This window comes from Pseudomonas morbosilactucae (assembly GCF_023241665.1).
Lineage (GTDB): Bacteria > Pseudomonadota > Gammaproteobacteria > Pseudomonadales > Pseudomonadaceae > Aquipseudomonas > Aquipseudomonas morbosilactucae.
The window spans coordinates 127814-144496 of record NZ_JALQCX010000009.1 but is presented as its reverse complement, the minus strand read 5'-3'; the positions used below and the strand labels follow the sequence as shown (position 1 = coordinate 144496).

Annotated in this window: 18 protein-coding genes and 2 pseudogenes; 14 read left to right on the top strand and 6 right to left on the bottom strand. The window is 61.1% G+C overall.

Features of this window, described 5'->3' with window-relative positions:
• The first annotated feature begins 3 nt into the window (after window positions 1-3).
• On the top strand, window positions 4-315 hold the full coding sequence (locus M1B35_RS05690) for a YqfO family protein (protein ID WP_268261437.1): 312 nt from the start codon (window positions 4-6) through the stop codon (window positions 313-315).
• Between the two features lie 64 nt (window positions 316-379).
• Here the strand turns inward: M1B35_RS05690 and M1B35_RS05685 are convergent, their stop codons facing one another.
• Together M1B35_RS05685 and M1B35_RS05680 are read right to left on the bottom strand one after the other, a co-directional pair.
• Window positions 380-883: a L,D-transpeptidase family protein gene (locus M1B35_RS05685; RefSeq protein WP_123336874.1), complete on the bottom strand. Its 504-nt coding sequence runs from the start codon at window positions 881-883 to the stop codon at window positions 380-382.
• 48 nt (window positions 884-931) lie between these two features.
• A complete protein-coding gene (locus M1B35_RS05680; RefSeq protein ID WP_268261436.1) occupies window positions 932-1483 on the bottom strand; it encodes an NUDIX hydrolase in 552 nt (183 codons plus the stop codon).
• Window positions 1484-1630: 147 nt separating this feature from the next.
• Here M1B35_RS05680 and M1B35_RS05675 point away from each other — a divergent pair, with 147 nt between their 5' ends.
• The 5 genes and pseudogenes from M1B35_RS05675 (at window position 1631) to purT (ending at window position 4891) form a co-directional block, all read left to right on the top strand.
• Window positions 1631-2230 carry a CoA pyrophosphatase gene (locus tag M1B35_RS05675; protein WP_123336870.1) on the top strand — a complete coding sequence of 200 codons (600 nt, stop codon included), beginning with the start codon at window positions 1631-1633 and terminating at the stop codon, window positions 2228-2230.
• Between the two features lie 58 nt (window positions 2231-2288).
• Complete coding sequence (locus tag M1B35_RS05670; protein ID WP_123336869.1) at window positions 2289-2813, top strand: gamma carbonic anhydrase family protein; 525 nt, start codon at window positions 2289-2291, stop codon at window positions 2811-2813.
• Window positions 2810-3025: a DUF1289 domain-containing protein gene (locus tag M1B35_RS05665; RefSeq protein WP_123336867.1), complete on the top strand. Its 216-nt coding sequence runs from the start codon at window positions 2810-2812 to the stop codon at window positions 3023-3025. The genes M1B35_RS05670 and M1B35_RS05665 overlap by 4 nt, the downstream gene beginning before the upstream one ends.
• 117 nt (window positions 3026-3142) lie before the next feature.
• Window positions 3143-3610, top strand: coding sequence for a VUT family protein (locus M1B35_RS05660; protein ID WP_123336865.1), 468 nt, complete (start codon window positions 3143-3145; stop codon window positions 3608-3610).
• A 100-nt stretch (window positions 3611-3710) separates the two neighbouring features.
• Window positions 3711-4891: pseudogene (gene purT, locus M1B35_RS05655) on the top strand (formate-dependent phosphoribosylglycinamide formyltransferase).
• 69 nt (window positions 4892-4960) lie between these two features.
• On the opposite strand, the gene M1B35_RS05650 reads toward purT, so the two are convergent.
• The 3 genes from M1B35_RS05650 to M1B35_RS05640 all read right to left on the bottom strand — a co-directional run bounded on the left by M1B35_RS05650 (window position 4961) and on the right by M1B35_RS05640 (window position 8652).
• Window positions 4961-6271, bottom strand: coding sequence for an MFS transporter (locus M1B35_RS05650; protein WP_268261435.1), 1311 nt, complete (start codon window positions 6269-6271; stop codon window positions 4961-4963).
• A gap of 317 nt (window positions 6272-6588) precedes the next feature.
• On the bottom strand, window positions 6589-7827 hold the full coding sequence (locus M1B35_RS05645) for an HlyC/CorC family transporter (protein WP_268261434.1): 1239 nt from the start codon (window positions 7825-7827) through the stop codon (window positions 6589-6591).
• 12 nt (window positions 7828-7839) lie between these two features.
• Complete coding sequence (locus M1B35_RS05640) at window positions 7840-8652, bottom strand: cytochrome C assembly family protein (RefSeq protein ID WP_425273393.1); 813 nt, start codon at window positions 8650-8652, stop codon at window positions 7840-7842.
• 209 nt (window positions 8653-8861) lie between these two features.
• Here M1B35_RS05640 and ffh point away from each other — a divergent pair, with 209 nt between their 5' ends.
• The 6 genes from ffh (at window position 8862) to M1B35_RS05610 (ending at window position 12932) form a co-directional block, all read left to right on the top strand.
• Entirely contained in the window at window positions 8862-10238 is a 1377-nt protein-coding gene (gene ffh, locus M1B35_RS05635; protein ID WP_123336857.1) for a signal recognition particle protein, read from the top strand.
• A 247-nt stretch (window positions 10239-10485) separates the two neighbouring features.
• Window positions 10486-10737 (top strand): 30S ribosomal protein S16, encoded by a 252-nt coding sequence (gene rpsP, locus M1B35_RS05630; RefSeq protein WP_007927680.1) that lies wholly within the window; start codon window positions 10486-10488, stop codon window positions 10735-10737.
• A gap of 5 nt (window positions 10738-10742) precedes the next feature.
• Complete coding sequence (gene rimM, locus M1B35_RS05625) at window positions 10743-11279, top strand: ribosome maturation factor RimM (protein ID WP_123336855.1); 537 nt, start codon at window positions 10743-10745, stop codon at window positions 11277-11279.
• Window positions 11261-12034 carry a tRNA (guanosine(37)-N1)-methyltransferase TrmD gene (gene trmD, locus M1B35_RS05620; RefSeq protein WP_185039417.1) on the top strand — a complete coding sequence of 258 codons (774 nt, stop codon included), beginning with the start codon at window positions 11261-11263 and terminating at the stop codon, window positions 12032-12034. The genes rimM and trmD overlap by 19 nt, the downstream gene beginning before the upstream one ends.
• 45 nt (window positions 12035-12079) lie before the next feature.
• Window positions 12080-12430 (top strand): 50S ribosomal protein L19, encoded by a 351-nt coding sequence (rplS, locus tag M1B35_RS05615; protein ID WP_123336853.1) that lies wholly within the window; start codon window positions 12080-12082, stop codon window positions 12428-12430.
• 91 nt (window positions 12431-12521) lie between these two features.
• The gene (locus tag M1B35_RS05610) at window positions 12522-12932 is read left to right on the top strand and encodes an acyl-CoA thioesterase (RefSeq protein WP_123336851.1); all 411 of its coding nucleotides are present in this window, start codon (window positions 12522-12524) and stop codon (window positions 12930-12932) included.
• A 4-nt stretch (window positions 12933-12936) separates the two neighbouring features.
• Here M1B35_RS05610 and M1B35_RS05605 read toward each other — a convergent pair whose 3' ends face one another.
• Window positions 12937-14739: a cation:proton antiporter gene (locus M1B35_RS05605; RefSeq protein ID WP_268261432.1), complete on the bottom strand. Its 1803-nt coding sequence runs from the start codon at window positions 14737-14739 to the stop codon at window positions 12937-12939.
• Window positions 14740-14845: 106 nt separating this feature from the next.
• Here M1B35_RS05605 and xerD point away from each other — a divergent pair, with 106 nt between their 5' ends.
• Together xerD and M1B35_RS05595 are read left to right on the top strand one after the other, a co-directional pair.
• Window positions 14846-15742, top strand: a complete 897-nt coding sequence (xerD, locus tag M1B35_RS05600; RefSeq protein ID WP_123337510.1) for a site-specific tyrosine recombinase XerD — start codon at window positions 14846-14848, stop codon at window positions 15740-15742.
• Between the two features lie 129 nt (window positions 15743-15871).
• A pseudogene (locus M1B35_RS05595) lies at window positions 15872-16602 on the top strand (thioredoxin fold domain-containing protein).
• Window positions 16603-16683 lie beyond the last annotated feature (81 nt).

The following is a 16683-nucleotide window of genomic DNA, read 5'->3' as shown; positions in this document are numbered from 1 at the left end:
GGCATGCACAAGCTCTGCTTCTTTGTTCCGCCCAGCCACGTGGACGTGGTCAAGAACGCCGTATTCGCCGCCGGTGGCGGTCGTATTGGCGACTATGACCAGTGTGCGTGGCAGGTGCTGGGCCAGGGCCAGTTTCGCCCGCGGGACGGCAGTCAGCCGTTCCTTGGGCAAACCGGTCTGACCGAGCAGGTGGAGGAGTGGAAGGTGGAGCTGGTGGTCGCCGATGAGCTGGTACGCTCGGTGGTGATGGCCCTCAAGCAGAGCCATCCCTACGAGACTCCGGCTTATGAAGTCTGGCGTCTGGAAGACTTCTAAGGTTGCCGCCCATAAAAAACCCGCTGAACCGGTTACGGTCAGCGGGTTTTTTTATGCCTGGTGATCAGGGGCGTATTTCAATCATCGTGCCGTCTTTGACCAGGCCCCAGACTTCGCGCATGTCGACGTTGCGCATGGCGATGCAGCCGTCGGTCCAGTCCAGGGTATGGAAGAACTGCTCCGGGTAGTCTTCGCTGTCCGGGGTGCCGTGGATCATGATCATGCCGCCCGGCGGCACGCCTTCGCGCCGGGCCCGGGCGGAGTCGCTGATGTTGGGGTAGGAGATGTGCATCGACAGGTAATAGCGGTCACTGGGCTTGCGCCAGTCGAGCCAGTAAAACCCCTCGGGGGTGCGTTTATCGCCTTCCATGAGTTTCGGGCCCTTGGGGCCCTTGCCCAGGGAGATGCGATAGGTCTTGAGGGGCTTGCCGTCGTTGATCAACTGCAGTTGGTGGGCAGATTTGAGGATCAGGACTTTTTCAATGATTTTGCCGTCGAGGGTTTCCACCGTGGAGGCCTGGGACAGGGCAACGAAAGACCAGCAGAGCAGGGCAAGCAACCAGCGCATTGACACGATATCCCCAGGCGTACGCAGGTGCCGCGTACGGTTTATTGTTTAAGTGATGGCAGGTTGAGCGGGTGCTGCAATCGATTCGGAGCGTACCGGGTAATCCTCGGTGTGCCGGTCCGCGAAGAAGCATTCTAAGGTACGCCCGACCGTGCGGAAAGCCAGCTCGGACCAAGGGATCTCGTGTTCTTCGAAGAGCCTGACCTCCAGGCTTTCTTCGCCGGCGGCAAAGTCCAGGTCTGCCAGTTCCGCGCGGAAGAATACATGCACCTGGTTGATATGGGGCACATCGATCAGGGTGTAGATGCGCGGGTTGCGGACCCGCGCACAGGCTTCCTCGAGGGTTTCGCGGATGGCCGCCTGCTCCACGGTTTCGCCGTTCTCCATAAAGCCTGCGGGCAGGGTCCAGTAACCCCGGCGCGGTTCGATGGCACGCCGACACAAAAGCACTTGGGTACCCCAGGTCGGCACGCAGCCGGCGACGATGTTGGGGTTCTGATAATGGATGGTCTGGCAGTGATCGCAGACGAATCGCAGGCGGGAGTCGCCTTCGGGAATGCGCTGGGTCACCGGTTTGCCGCACTGACTGCAAAATTTCATGCTGGGTATCCGAAAAGGCTGCGCCTATCTTGGCGTGCGCGGCCTGTTGTCGGCAAGTTGTCGTTAAGCGACATGCCGGGGCTCGGGGGTTGGGCGGTTGCTGGGATTGGTGCATGATGCATGGTAGCCAACAGATCGAGATGCCTCATGCTGGACGAGCTACTTCATCGGGTAAGCAATTACACGCCGCTGACGCTGGAGACCGATACGCGTTTCCCGGAGGCTGCGGTGCTGGTGCCCATCACCCGTAGCGCTGAACCTGAACTGGTGCTGACCCTGCGGGCCAGCGGCCTGTCCACCCATGGCGGTGAAGTGGCCTTTCCCGGAGGCCGGCGCGACCCTGAAGACCCGGACCTGATCTTTACCGCCCTGCGCGAAGCCGAAGAAGAGATTGGCCTGCCGCCGGGGCTGGTGGAAATCATCGGCCCCCTGAGCCCGCTGGTATCCCGTCATGGGATCAAGGTCACGCCTTATGTGGGGGTGATTCCCGATTACGTCGAATACCTGGCCAACGACGCCGAGATCGCTGCGGTGTTCAGTGTGCCCCTGGAGTTCTTCCGCCAGGACCCGCGCGAGCACACCCATCGCATTGATTACCAGGGGCGCAGTTGGTACGTGCCCAGTTACCGTTATGGCGAATACAAGATCTGGGGCCTGACGGCAATCATGATCGTCGAGTTGATCAACCTGCTGTACGACGCCAACATCAGCCTGCATCAGCCCCCCAAAAGCTACATCACTCTCTGACAAGCCATCGCCACGTATGGCCTTAACCCGCGGCTGCCTGAGCCTTGAGGACAATAAGATGAAATACCGCCTGGGCGACGCCCGAGTCGAGACCCATGCCCAGAGCTGGGTCGCCCCGAACGCCACGCTGGTGGGCAAGGTCAAGCTGGAAGAGGGGGCCAATGTCTGGTTCAACGCGGTGCTGCGTGGCGACAACGAGCTGATCCTGATCGGCAAGAACAGCAACGTCCAGGACGGTACGGTGATGCACACCGACATGGGGTATCCACTGACCATCGGCACCGGCGTGACCATCGGCCACAACGCCATGCTGCATGGCTGCACGGTGGGTGACTACAGCCTGATCGGGATTAACGCGGTGATCCTCAATGGCGCAAAAATCGGCAAAAACTGCATCATCGGCGCCAATTCCCTGATCGGCGAAGGCAAGGAAATTCCCGACGGTTCGCTGGTGATGGGGTCCCCGGGAAAAGTAGTGCGTGAGCTGACCGAGGCCCAGAAGAAGATGCTCGAAGCCAGTGCCGCGCACTACGTGCATAATGCCCAGCGGTACGCCCGTGATCTGGTTGAGCAAGAAGAATGACCCCCACCGAACGCCCCGTCGCTTCACCCTGCGTCAGTATCTGCGCGCTGGATGATGACGATATCTGCACCGGCTGCCAGCGCACGGTGGATGAAATCACCCGCTGGAGTCGGATGGACAACACCGAACGTCGCGCGGTGCTGGTCTTGTGCCATGAGCGGGCCAAGTCCAGTGGACTGTTATGGATGATAGGTTCCAGCCCGGCAAGCTGATGGTGGTGGCCCCTGTGTAGGGGCCGGTTTGCCTGCGAGCAGCGCATCAGACGTTCTTGGCCCAGGCCCTGCGCTTGAAGTACCCTGTGCGCCTTCCTGACAGGTACTTTGCACCCCATGCTCTTCCTGATTGCCTACATCAGCAGTGTCGTGCTGATCAACTACGCCTTTTCTACCGCTCCGCACCTGGACGTCATCTGGTCGGCATGGGGTGGGTTGGTGTTCGTATTGCGCGACATGGTGCAGACCCGTTTCGGCCACGGCGCCATCCTGGCCATGCTGGCGGCGCTGGTCCTGTCTTACGTGACCTCTGATCCGGCCATTGCCCTGGCCAGCGCCACGGCGTTCGCCGTATCCGAATGCATTGACTGGCTGGTGTTCAGCATCACTAAGCGTCCGCTGCACGACCGCCTATGGATCAGTTCGGCGCTGAGCATTCCCCTGGACACCTTTATCTTCTTCGGCCTGATCGATGCCTTGACGCCTGGGGTGATCCTCACGGCCCTGGGCTCGAAGTTCGCCGGTGTGACCGTGGTTTGGCTGGCCATGGCCTGGCGCCTGCGCAAAGCTGCGTGCGCCAGCTGAGGCCAAACCTCGCGCTTCATGTAAAATGCCGCGCTTTCTCCCCATGGGCCGCCCGCTTGGCGCTCGGCCCTCGATGATCCGCTCCTTTGAGGACCTGCAGATGACCCGTATCGGAACTCCATTGTCGCCAACCGCGACCCGCGTTTTGCTCTGTGGCTGTGGCGAGTTGGGCAAGGAAGTGGTGATCGAGCTGCAACGCCTGGGCGTTGAAGTGATTGCCGTGGACCGCTACGCCAATGCCCCGGCCATGCAAGTGGCCCACCGCAGCCACGTGATCAACATGCTCGACGGCGCTGCCCTGCGGGCAGTGATCGAGGCGGAGAAACCGCACTTCATCGTGCCGGAAATCGAAGCCATCGCCACCGCCACCCTGGTGGAGCTGGAAGCCGAAGGCTTCACCGTGATCCCGACGCGCGCGCCACTTCGCTGACCATGAACCGTGAAGGTATTCGTCGCCTGGCCGCTGAAGAGCTGGACCTACCGACCTCGCCGTACCACTTTGCCGACACCGTTGAAGATTACCGCAAGGCCGTGGAAGACCTGGGCTTCCCCTGTGTGGTCAAGCCGGTGATGAGTTCCTCGGGCAAGGGCCAGAGCCTGCTGCGCAGCGCTGATGACGTGCAGAAAGCCTGGGATTACGCCCAGGAAGGCGGACGTGCTGGCAAAGGCCGAGTGATCATCGAAGGCTTTATCGACTTCGATTACGAAATCACCCTGCTGACCGTGCGCCACGTGGGTGGCACCACCTTCTGCGCGCCTGTGGGCCATCGTCAGGAGAAGGGCGACTATCAGGAATCCTGGCAGCCCCAGGCCATGAGCCCGAAAGCCTTGGCCGAATCCGAGCGCGTGGCCAAAGCGGTCACCGAAGCCCTGGGCGGTCGTGGTCTGTTTGGCGTTGAGTTGTTTATCAAGGGTGATCAGGTGTGGTTCAGCGAAGTGTCGCCGCGCCCCCATGACACCGGTCTGGTGACCTTGATCTCCCAGGACCTGTCGCAATTCGCCCTGCATGCGCGGGCAATCCTGGGTCTGCCGATTCCGCTGATCCGTCAGTTCGGGCCATCGGCATCTGCGGTGATTCTGGTGGAGGGCCAGTCGACCCAGACTGCGTTCGCCAACCTGGGCACTGCCCTGAGCGAGCCGGACACGGCGCTGCGTCTGTTCGGTAAGCCGGAAGTCAATGGTCAGCGCCGCATGGGCGTCGCCCTGGCGCGTGACGAGTCGATCGAGGCCGCCCGGGCCAAGGCGACCCGTGCTTCCCAGGCGGTTGTTGTCGAGCTCTGACAGCATCGCCGGCAAGCCGGCTCCTACACATGACCCTTGTAGGAGCCGGCTTGCCGGCGATTGGTTTTATCAGGCGACCCGATTCAGGTCGTTATCCCGCGTCTCTTTCAGGCACAGCACAGCGATCAGGCTGAGCAGCGCTGCTGCCGATACATACCCGCCGACGTAACTCAAACCGCCCATCGCCACCAGCTTCGTGGCAAAGAAGGGGGCGGCCGAGGCGCCGACAATCCCGCCCAGGTTATACGCCGCCGAAGCGCCGGTATAACGCACGCGGGTCGGGAACAATTCCGGCAGCATCGCGCCCATCGGGGCGAAGGTCACGCCCATCAGAAACAGCTCCAGGGCCAGGAACAACGCCACTGCCCAGGTCGAACCGTGGGTCAGCAGTGGCTCCATGGTGAAGCCCGACAGGATGGCCAGTACCGCGCCGACGATCAGCACCGGCTTGCGTCCGTAACGGTCGCTGGCCAGGGCGGCAATCGGTGTCGCCAAACCCATGAACAGCACGGCGAAGCACAGCAGCCCGAGGAAGGTCTCACGGCTATAGCCCAGGGTGGACACGCCGTAGCTCAGGGAAAATGCGGTGGTGATATAGAACAGCGCGTAGCACACCACCATCGACGCCGCGCCCAGCAGGACCGGCAACCAATGCTGGCTGAACAGCTCCACCAGCGGCACTTTTACCGGTGCTTCTTTGGCCACCGCGTTGGCGAACACCGGTGTTTCATGCAGCTTCAAACGGGCATACAGGCCCACCATGACCAGCGCGGCGCTGAGGATGAACGGGATGCGCCAGCCCCAGCTGCGGAACTGCTCATCGCTCAGGCCCATGGCCAGGATCAGGAACAGGCCGTTGGCCGCCAGGAAGCCGATGGAGGGGCCCAGTTGAGGAAACATGCCGAACCAGGCGCGCTTGCCCTTTGGCGCGTTCTCGGTGGCCAGCAAGGCCGCGCCACCCCATTCGCCCCCAAGGCCCAGGCCCTGGCCAAAGCGCAGCACGCACAACAGGATCGGCGCCCAGGCCCCGATACTGTCGTACCCGGGCAGCAAGCCGATCAGCGTGGTGCAGATCCCCATCAGCAGCAACGAGGCCACCAGGGTCGATTTGCGCCCGATGCGGTCGCCAAAGTGACCGAACAGCGCCGAGCCCAGGGGGCGGGCGATAAAGGCGATACCAAAGGTCAGGAACGAGGCGAGCATCTGCGCCGTGCCTGAGGTTTGCGGGAAGAACACCGGGCCGATCACCAGCGCGGCGGCCGTGGCGTAGATGTAGAAGTCGTAGAACTCGATGGCGGTGCCGACGATGCTTGCCGTGGCAACGCGAGCGGTCGAGTTGGTCGGGGCGGCGGTCGCGGCCTCGTTATAGGTGGTGCTCATGGAGGTATCCCTGACAGTCAGTGCGCGTTTGGACGCGGATTATTATTGGTCGTACCCCTCTGGATCAGGGGGCGTGCGCGGGGTGGCTCGGGATGGGAGCAAACACCGGTCAGACACGATAAAGCGGTGCCTGGACGCGCTGAGTGCGGGTAGCACGCGGTCGGGCGGGGCTTGGATAAGCCTGGGGATTATAGGAAGGGGGCTATCGATTCAACAAGGGGGAAAAACGGCGATTTTTTCCAAAAAACAGGGGCTATCTTGCGGGTTTAATCGCTTTAAGGGCGCTGTTTTGCGCGGAACTCGCCGTCGCTCGAGGTTTATGCCGCAACGGGTGTCGAGCTGGTGTGCCAAATCAGTACGCGGCTGACCCGGTTGTCCTCGGTCTCGAGGATTTCCAGGCGATAGCGGCCGATCTTCAGGCACACGGCGCTGTCGGGAATGGTTTCCAGGGCTTCGGTGACCAGGCCGTTGAGGGTCTTGGGGCCGTCGCAGGGCAGGTGCCAGCCCAGGCTCTTGTTCAGGTCGCGAATCGACGCGGCGCCTTCCACCACGTAGCGGCCATCGGCCTGGGGGTGGATATGGGGGTTGTCGAGGCTGTGTTCGCTTTCGAATTCGCCGACGATTTCTTCGAGAATGTCTTCCAGGGTGACGATGCCCAGCACTTCACCGTATTCATCCACCACCATGCCCAGGCGCCGCTGCTGTTTGTGGAAGTTCAGCAGTTGCAGTTGCAGTGGGGTGCTTTCGGGGACGAAGTAGGGCTCGTGGCAGGCGGCCAGCAAGGCCTCTTTGCTCAGGCGGGCCTCGGGCAGCAAATGGCGGATCTGCCGGGTGTTGAGCACGGCCTCCACCTGGTTGATATCGCTGTGGAACACCGGCAGGCGTGTGCGCTTGGACAGGCGCAACTGTTCGATGATGGCTTCGATCGGCTCGTCGAGGTTGATCCCGTCGACGTCGCTGCGTGGCACCAGAATGTCATTGACCGTGATGTTGTCCAGGGCGTGGATACCGGACAGCACGTGGGGGCGGTGATGGCTGTGCTCGTGGGATGGCGACTCGTCCGTGTCAGTGTCCTGGTTGTCATCGCTCTGTTTCACCACGCTGGCCTTTGGCGTGAAGGGGCGCAGCAGCAACTGGCTGATGGCATTGAGCAGCCAGGCGGCCGGGTAAATGATCTTCAGGGGGATGGCCAGTAGGGTGTTGCCCAGGCCCAGCAGGGCTTCCGGGTAGCGCGCCGCGAGGCTACGGGGCAGGTAGTCGGCCAGGACCAGCAAGCCACAGGTGGTCAGCAGGCAGGCCAGCCAGGGGCCGTTTTCCGCCTGGTAGAACAGCGCCAGCAGGGTGCTGATAATCACCACCAGCACTCGGCACAGGGTGTTGCACAGGATCAAGCTGCCCCGGGGGAAGTTCAGGCGTCCCTGGGGTTTGTCTCCGGAGCGGGAGGCGCGCAGGGTCAGCAGGTGGTGTTGGGCGGCCTCGATGGCAGTGAACAGTGCCGACCATAAAACCAGCAGGGCCACTACCGCGAGCATCGGCCCTATGGGCATGTTGTCCATGATCGCCGCTCGTCAGATATGCAGGATGTATTCACGGACCAGCTTACTGCCGAAATACGCCAGCATCAGCAGGCAGAATCCGGCCAGGGTCCAGCGAATTGCCTTGTGCCCGCGCCAGCCGAGGCGGTTGCGGCCCCACAGCAGCACGCTGAAGACGATCCAGGCCAGGCAGGCCAGCAGGGTCTTGTGCACCAGGTGCTGGGCAAACAGGTTCTCGACAAACAGCCAGCCGGAGATCAGCGACAGCGAGAGCAGAGTCCAGCCGGCCCAGAGAAAACCGAACAGCAGGCTTTCCATGGTTTGCAGCGGAGGGAAGTTCTTGATCAGCCCGGAGGGATGCTTGTGCTTGAGTTGGTGGTCTTGCACCAGCAGCAGCAAGGCCTGGAACACCGCGATGGTGAACATGCCGTAGGCCAGGATCGACAACAGGATGTGGGCGAGAATCCCTGGCTCTTCATCGATCACCGGCACCGTGCCAGTGGGCACGAACTGCGCCGTCAGCGCGGTCAGGGCGCCGAGGGGGAACAGCAGGATCAGCAGGTTTTCCACCGGTATCCGCGAACAGGCGAGCAGGGTCAGGGCAATGACGGCAGCAGCAATCAGGCTCGCTGCGCTGAAAAAGTCCAGGCCCAGGCCGACGGGCGTGACCAAGTGAGTGAAGAGGCTGGTGCAGTGAGCCAGCAGGGCTAAGATGCCCAGCGTAACCAGCAGGCGTTTGTCCGCCTTGGTGCCTTTGGCCAGGCGAGTGCCTTGATAGACGGTCGCAGCGGCGTAGAGGCAAGCGGCGGCGATAGTGGGTAGCAAACTGGGTGACAAGGGGAGCATAAATCCTGTTAGGCAAGCCCGAAAGTCGCTGAGTTTGGCATAGAACCCTGAGGGCCGAAAGACCGTGGCCGCAGTCAGCGAGGTGTGCGCCACGCGCAGTCTTCGCTATAATCCGCGACCTGCCCACGCCGCAGGCTCATCGAGCACTTGTTTATTACGCTCTGGGCCGCCATTACCCCCGGTCTACCTTGGGCCTGAAAGGATCGCGCATGTTTGAAAACCTAACCGACCGTCTCTCGCAGACGCTGCGCCATGTCACCGGCAAGGCCAAGCTGACCGAGGACAACATCAAAGACACCCTGCGTGAAGTGCGCATGGCGTTGCTGGAAGCCGACGTCGCCTTGCCGGTGGTCAAAGACTTCGTCAATTCGGTGAAGGAACGTGCGGTCGGCACCGAGGTGTCGCGCAGCCTGACGCCGGGCCAGGCCTTCGTGAAGATCGTCCAGGCGGAACTGGAAAGCCTGATGGGCGCCGCCAACGAGGATTTGAACCTCAGTGCAGTGCCGCCAGCCGTGGTCCTGATGGCCGGTCTGCAGGGTGCGGGTAAAACCACCACTGCCGGCAAGCTGGCGCGCTTCCTTAAAGAGCGCAAGAAGAAGAGCGTGATGGTGGTCTCGGCGGACGTCTACCGTCCGGCGGCGATCAAACAGCTGGAAACCCTGGCCAACGACATCGGCGTGACCTTCTTCCCGTCGGACCTGAGCCAGAAGCCGGTGGCCATCGCCGAAGCGGCTATTAAAGAAGCCAAACTCAAATTCATCGACGTGGTCATCGTCGACACCGCCGGTCGTCTGCACATCGACGGCGAGATGATGGAAGAGATCCAGGCGCTGCACGCGGCCATCAAGCCCGTGGAAACCCTGTTTGTGGTCGACGCCATGACCGGCCAGGACGCCGCCAACACGGCCAAGGCTTTTGGTGATGCACTGCCACTGACCGGCGTGATCCTGACCAAGGTCGATGGTGATGCCCGTGGCGGTGCTGCACTGTCGGTCCGCGCCATCACCGGCAAACCGATCAAGTTCATCGGTATGGGCGAGAAGACCGAGGCGCTGGAGCCGTTCCACCCCGAGCGTATTGCCTCGCGCATCCTCGGCATGGGTGACGTGCTCAGCCTGATCGAACAGGCCGAGCAGACCCTCGACAAAGACAAGGCCGACAAACTTGCGAAGAAGCTGAAAAAGGGCAAGGGCTTCGACCTCGAAGACTTCCGCGATCAGCTGCAACAGATGAAAAACATGGGCGGCCTGGGCGGGCTCATGGACAAGCTGCCGAACATCGGTGGGGTCAACCTGGCGCAGATGGGCAATGCCCAGGGCGCAGCCGAGAAGCAGTTCAAACAGATGGAAGCCATCATCAACTCCATGACCCCGGCCGAGCGCCGTGACCCTGAGCTGATCAGCGGTTCGCGCAAGCGTCGGATCGCCATGGGTTCCGGCACCCAGGTGCAGGACATCGGTCGCTTGATCAAGCAGCACAAGCAGATGCAGAAGATGATGAAGAAATTCTCCGCCAAGGGCGGTATGGCCAAAATGATGCGCGGCATGGGCGGAATGTTGCCCGGCGGCGGCATGCCAAAGATGTAAAGAATCCGCGCCGGCAGTCATGCCGGCGCTTTCCACGGGGACGTGGAATCCACAGCCAACCCGCTTTTGCGGGCGCTGACTCGCCGTTGTTCGCGACGGCTCTATAGCAAATCTGCATGGCGGCCGATAGGCGCCGGAAAAAGACATTTGCAAAAGTCCGGATATTCCTTAGAATATGCGGCCTTTCGGGCACCCATGCCCGCTGTGCATTTAGATTTGCAGCACCGACTACAGGAACGATGTTCACATGCTAACAATCCGTCTTGCCCTTGGCGGCTCCAAAAAGCGCCCGTTTTACCACTTGACCGTGACCGACAGCCGCAACCCACGCGACGGTTCGCACAAGGAACAAGTAGGCTTCTTCAACCCGATCGCTCGTGGTCAAGAAGTCCGCCTGTCCGTGAACCAAGAGCGCGTAGCCTACTGGCTGAGCGTTGGTGCACAGCCTTCTGAGCGTGTTGCTCAGTTGTTGAAGGAATCGGCTAAGGCTGCAGCCTGAACCCTATGAACGCGACGCCTGCTCCTGCTGATGATTTGATCGTTATCGGCAAAATCTATTCTGTTCATGGCGTTCGCGGCGAAGTGAAGGTGTATTCCTTTACTGATCCGATTAAAAACCTGTTGGACTACAAAACCTGGACGCTCAAGCGCGAAGGTAGCGTGAAACAGGTTGAGCTGGTCAGCGGACGCGGGAATGACAAGTTCCTGGTCGCAAAGCTCAAGGGTCTCGATGATCGTGAAGAAGCGCGTCTTCTGGCCGGTTATGAGATCTGCGTGCCGCGTAACCTGTTCCCTGAGCTGACCGACGGCGAGTACTACTGGTACCAGCTGGAAGGTCTCAAGGTCATCGACACTCACGGACAACTGTTCGGGAAAATCGATCACCTGCTGGAGACTGGCTCGAACGATGTAATGGTGGTTAAGCCTTGCGTTGGCAGCCTGGATGATCGTGAACGCTTGTTGCCCTATACGGAGCAATGTGTGTTGAGCGTCGACCTAGCGGCAGGCGAGATGAAGGTGGAATGGGATGCGGACTTCTAAGCGTGGCTAACTTGCGCGTAGAAGTGATCAGTTTGTTTCCCGAGATGTTTTCCGCCATCAGCGATTACGGCATAACCAGCCGCGCGGTGAAACAGGGGCTCTTGCAGCTCACCTGTTGGAATCCGCGAGACTACACAACGGATCGACATCACACTGTGGACGATCGCCCGTTTGGCGGTGGCCCTGGCATGGTGATGAAGATCAAGCCCCTGGAAGATGCACTGGTTCAGGCCAGAAACGCAGCCGGGGAGGGTGCGAAGGTGATTTACCTGTCGCCCCAAGGCCGCCAGCTGAATCAGTCGGCGGTACGCGATTTGGCGAATGAGGATGCATTGATCCTGATTGCCGGTCGCTATGAAGGCATTGACGAGCGTTTTATTGAGGCTCATGTCGATGAAGAGTGGTCGATTGGCGACTATGTACTTTCCGGTGGCGAGCTGCCGGCGATGGTCCTGATTGATGCGGTTACGCGACTGCTGCCTGGAGCTTTAGGGCATGCGGATTCCGCGGAGGAAGATTCCTTCACGGATGGTCTGCTGGATTGCCCGCACTACACCCGACCGGAGGTGTATGCGGATCAGCGTGTTCCCGACGTGTTGCTAAGTGGCAATCACGCACATATCCGGCGTTGGCGTTTACAGCAGTCCCTTGGTCGGACCTATGAACGACGCGCCGATCTTCTGGAAAGCCGCTCGCTTTCTGGAGAAGAGAAGAAGCTGCTCGAGGAATATCTCCGCGAGCGGGACGATAGTTAACAACGTATCGATGGTAAGTCAGACGATTTACCTTAGGAGCACAGCATGACCAACAAAATCATCCTTGCACTCGAAGCAGAGCAGATGACCAAAGAAATCCCTACCTTTGCCCCGGGCGATACCATCATCGTTCAGGTGAAAGTGAAGGAAGGTGATCGTTCGCGTCTGCAGGCGTTCGAAGGCGTAGTAATCGCCAAGCGCAACCGCGGTGTGAACAGCGCGTTCACCGTACGTAAAATCTCCAACGGTGTTGGCGTAGAGCGTACTTTCCAGACCTACAGCCCGCAAATCGACAGCATGTCGGTCAAGCGTCGCGGTGACGTGCGTAAAGCCAAGCTGTACTACCTGCGCGACCTGTCGGGTAAAGCAGCTCGCATCAAGGAAAAACTGGTTTAAGTCCAGCTTCCGATGCAGAAAAAAGCAGCCTACGGGCTGCTTTTTTGTTGCCCGTCATTTATTCCTTTTTAGTGTTTCAGGCAGTCGATCCATGTCCCCTCGCGAGCAAGAAATCCAGCGCCGCACCGAGCTCTCGGTGACCCGCGTGACCAAGGCAGTATTTCCGTCCACCACCAATCACCACAACACCCTGTTCGGCGGCACCGCCCTGGCCTGGATGGACGAAGTGTCGTTCATCGCTGCGACACGCTTCTGTCGGCTGCCGCTGGTGACGGTGTCCACCGACCGTATCGATTTCAATCACCCGATTGCGGCCGGCTCGATTGTCGAGTTGGTCGGGACGGTGGTGAAGGTGGGCAATACCAGCCTCAAGGTCGAGGTGGAGGTGTTTGTTGAAAGCATGAGTTGTGACGGGCGTGAGAAAGCCATCCATGGCCTGTTCAGTTTCGTCGCCATCGATGACGACAAGCGCCCGGTGCCGGTGCTCCCAGGCTTCATGTAGGCGCTCACGGGGTTTCAGGTTGGATCAGGGCCAGTAAGGTCCAGCCCGAAGCCGGCTTGAGGCTGCTGTCGGGGGTGATCACGTGGACCCATCCATTGCCGTCCCGGGCGAACAGCAAGGTGGCTCGTTCGCCATGCAGGGCTTGGTAGTCGTCCCAGCCAAAAGCCTCGGTCAGGTGCGTGCTGTACAGTTCGGCGCCCTGGCCCAGCAGGCTCGCCAGTTTGGTGTAGGTCAGGGCTTCGTTGCCCAGCAGTTGCCCCCGATGTTCATGACTGGCGCGGTGTTTGTCGGTGCGGCGGCTCTCTTGGCTGTTGGCCAGGGTGAACAGGCGTTGGTGGCCGAATTCATGACGAAAGCGCATCGCCGCTAGGGTGTTCAGTTCGCCGGAGGGTGACAGCGCCAGCAGGTGGCCCAGCCCCACTAGGTCGAGGTGGGCGTCGGCGTGCTGGGAAGCCGGGTTGCCAAAGTACGTTGGCAAGCCTTCCATGCGGGCGGCGCGGATGTTTTCCCAGCTGGAGTCGGTCAGCAGCACGCGGCAGCCCAGTTGTTGCAAGGCTTTGCCCATGATGCGCGCCGGGCCGTTGGCACCGACGATCAGGAAGCCGCTGGGGGCTGGTTCGGCGACTTTCAGCAGGCGCGCCAGAGGGCGTGCGGTGGCGCTTTGCAGGACCACCGTGCCGATGATCACGGCGAAGGTCAGTGGCACCAGTAGCAACGCCCCCTCATGGCCGGCTTCGTCCAGGCGGATGGCGAAGATCGCTGACACCGCCGCAGCGACGATCCCCCGTGGAGCAATCCAGGCCAGTAAGGCCCGCTCCCGCCAGTTAAGGCTCGACCCCGCCGTGGACAGCAGCACATTCAGTGGGCGGGCGATCAGTTGGATCACCAGCAGCAGAATCAGCACCAGCGGCCCCAGGGCAATCAGGGCGTTAAGATCCAGGCGCGCCGCCAGCAGGATAAACAGCCCGGAAATCAGCAGTACGCTGAGGTTTTCTTTGAAGTGCAGGATGTGTCGCACGTCCACGCCCTTCATATTGGCCATCCACATGCCCATCAGGGTCACCGCCAGCAGCCCGGACTCGTGCATCACCTGGTTGGACGCGATGAAAATCCCCAGCACACCGGCCAGGCTCGCCAGGTTGTGCAGGTACTCCGGCAGCCATTGGCGTCGGATGATGGTGCCGAGCACCCAGCCGCCGGCGATGCCGAACAGGCTGCCGCAAAGGATCACTCCACCGAAAGTCAGCAGGCTGTGGCTCAGCCCGTCGCCAGTGGCGCTGGCAATGATGAAGCTGTAGACCACCACCGCCAGCAAGGCGCCGATGGGGTCGATAACGATGCCTTCCCAGCGCAGGATATTGGCGATCGACGCCTTGGGGCGCACCACCCGCAGCATCGGCACAATCACCGTCGGCCCGGTGACCAGGGTCAGGGTCCCGAACAGCAAGGCCAGCATCCAGTCGAAACCCAGCAACCAGTGGGTGGCCAGGGTGATCACGGCCCAGGTGGACAGCGCGCCGAGGGTCACTAGGCGGCGGACCACGCTGCCGATTTCACGCCATTGCGACAGGTGCAGGGTCAGGCTGCCCTCAAACAGAATCAGCGCCACCGCCAGGGAAACCAGCGGCATCAGCAAGGGGCCGAACATTTCCTGAGGGTCGAGCCAGCCCAGCACGGGCCCGGCCAGGATGCCGCTGAGCAGCAGAAATAGAATCGCCGGCAGTTTCAGGCGCCAGGCCAGCCACTGACAGCCCAACGCGGCGACGCCGATGCCGCCGAAGGCCAGCAGAATCTGTTGTTCGTTCATTGACGCTCCCTGTTTCTTGAAATGGCCGGCTATGAAAGACTAGCGACCCTGCATGCAGTTCATTTGTTTTTTTCGCGTGGCCCAAGGGCGCGCCTTTCGAGTGTTTATGGCCGCTGTCGATCACCCCCTGATAGACCGATTTCTCGATGCCTTGTGGTTGGAAAAAGGCCTCTCGGACAACACCCGCGATGCCTATCGCAGTGACCTGGCACTGTTCAACGGCTGGCTGCTGGAGCAGGGGCTGGCCCTGGAGAATGCAGGGCGCGAGCTGATCCTCGATCACCTGGCCTGGCGCGTAGAAAAGGCCTACAAGCCTCGTTCTACGGCGCGTTTTCTGTCGGGCGTGCGAGGGTTCTACCGCTACCTGCTGCGTGAAAAGCTGATCGCCGTGGACCCGACCCTGCGGGTCGACATGCCCCAGTTGGGTCGCCCTCTGCCCAAGTCCCTGTCTGAAGCCGATGTCGAAGCCCTGCTGGCCGCGCCGGATCTGAGCGAGGCCATCGGCCAGCGTGACCGGGCCATGCTCGAAGTGCTCTACGCCTGCGGATTGCGGGTGACCGAGTTGATCAGCCTGACCCTGGAACAGGTCAATCTGCGCCAGGGCGTGTTGCGAGTCATGGGCAAGGGCAGTAAGGAGCGCCTGGTGCCCATGGGTGAAGAGGCCATCGTCTGGGTCGAGCGCTACATGCGCGATGCGCGCGCCGAGTTGCTCGGCGGGCGCCCCAGTGATGTGCTGTTCCCCAGCCTGCGCGGCGAGCAGATGACGCGCCAGACCTTCTGGCACCGCATCAAGCACCAGGCCAAGGTGGCCGGGATCGGCAAATCGTTGTCGCCCCATACCTTGCGCCATGCTTTCGCCACGCACTTGCTCAACCACGGTGCCGACCTGCGGGTGGTGCAAATGCTGCTGGGGCACAGCGACCTGTCGACCACGCAGATCTACACCCACGTGGCTCGGGCGCGCCTGCAAGAGCTGCACGCCAAGCATCACCCTCGTGGTTGATCGATAATCGACCTCTGTAAAAGCACTTGCGTCAGCCGGAGTCGGCCCTCGCAACCAGATGTGATAGGCTTTGCCGGTTTGCAAAAAGGGCGTTTGAGTCGCCCCCTTTGCCCGTCTTCAGGAGTTTCCATGCGCTTGACCCAGATTTTTGCTGCCGCCGCCATCGCGTTGGTCAGTACCTTCGCCTGTGCCGATGACGCCGCCGAGAAAACCATCCGCAAGAGCCTCGAAAGCCTGCAGCTCGAAGTGCCCGTGGAAAGCATCAGCGCCAGCCCGCTGCCGGGCCTGTATGAAGTCAAGCTCAAGGGCAGTCGCGTGCTCTATGCCAGCGCTGACGGCCAGTTCGTGATGCAGGGGTATCTGTTCCAGCTCAAGGATGGCAAACCGGTCAACCTGACTGAAAAAACCGAGCGCCTGGGCGTCTCCAAGTTGATCAACAACATTCCGGTCGCAGAAACGGTGGTCTATCCGGCCATTGGCGAGACCAAGACCCATATCACCGTCTTTACCGACACCACCTGCCCGTACTGCCACAAACTGCACGCCGAAGTGCCCGAGCTGAACAAAATGGGCGTCGAAGTGCGTTATGTGGCGTTCCCGCGCCAGGGCCTGGGTTCGCCGGGTGACGAACAACTGCAAGCGGTCTGGTGCTCGGCGGACAAGAAAGCCGCGATGGACAAGATGGTCGACGGCAAGGAAATCAAGGCCGCCAAGTGCGCCAACCCGGTTTCCAAGCAATTCGCCCTGGGCCAGTCCATTGGCGTGAACGTACGCCGGCCATCGTTTTGGCCGATGGCCAAGTCATTCCGGGCTACCAGCCTGCACCGCAAGTGGCCAAACTGGCGCTGGGTGCGAAATAATCCTGCATCGTCACGCTAAGCCTTTGACGATCATGGCGCGCCGGTTGCGATTGGCGGGTCATTAATAGAGAGCCGCGATGA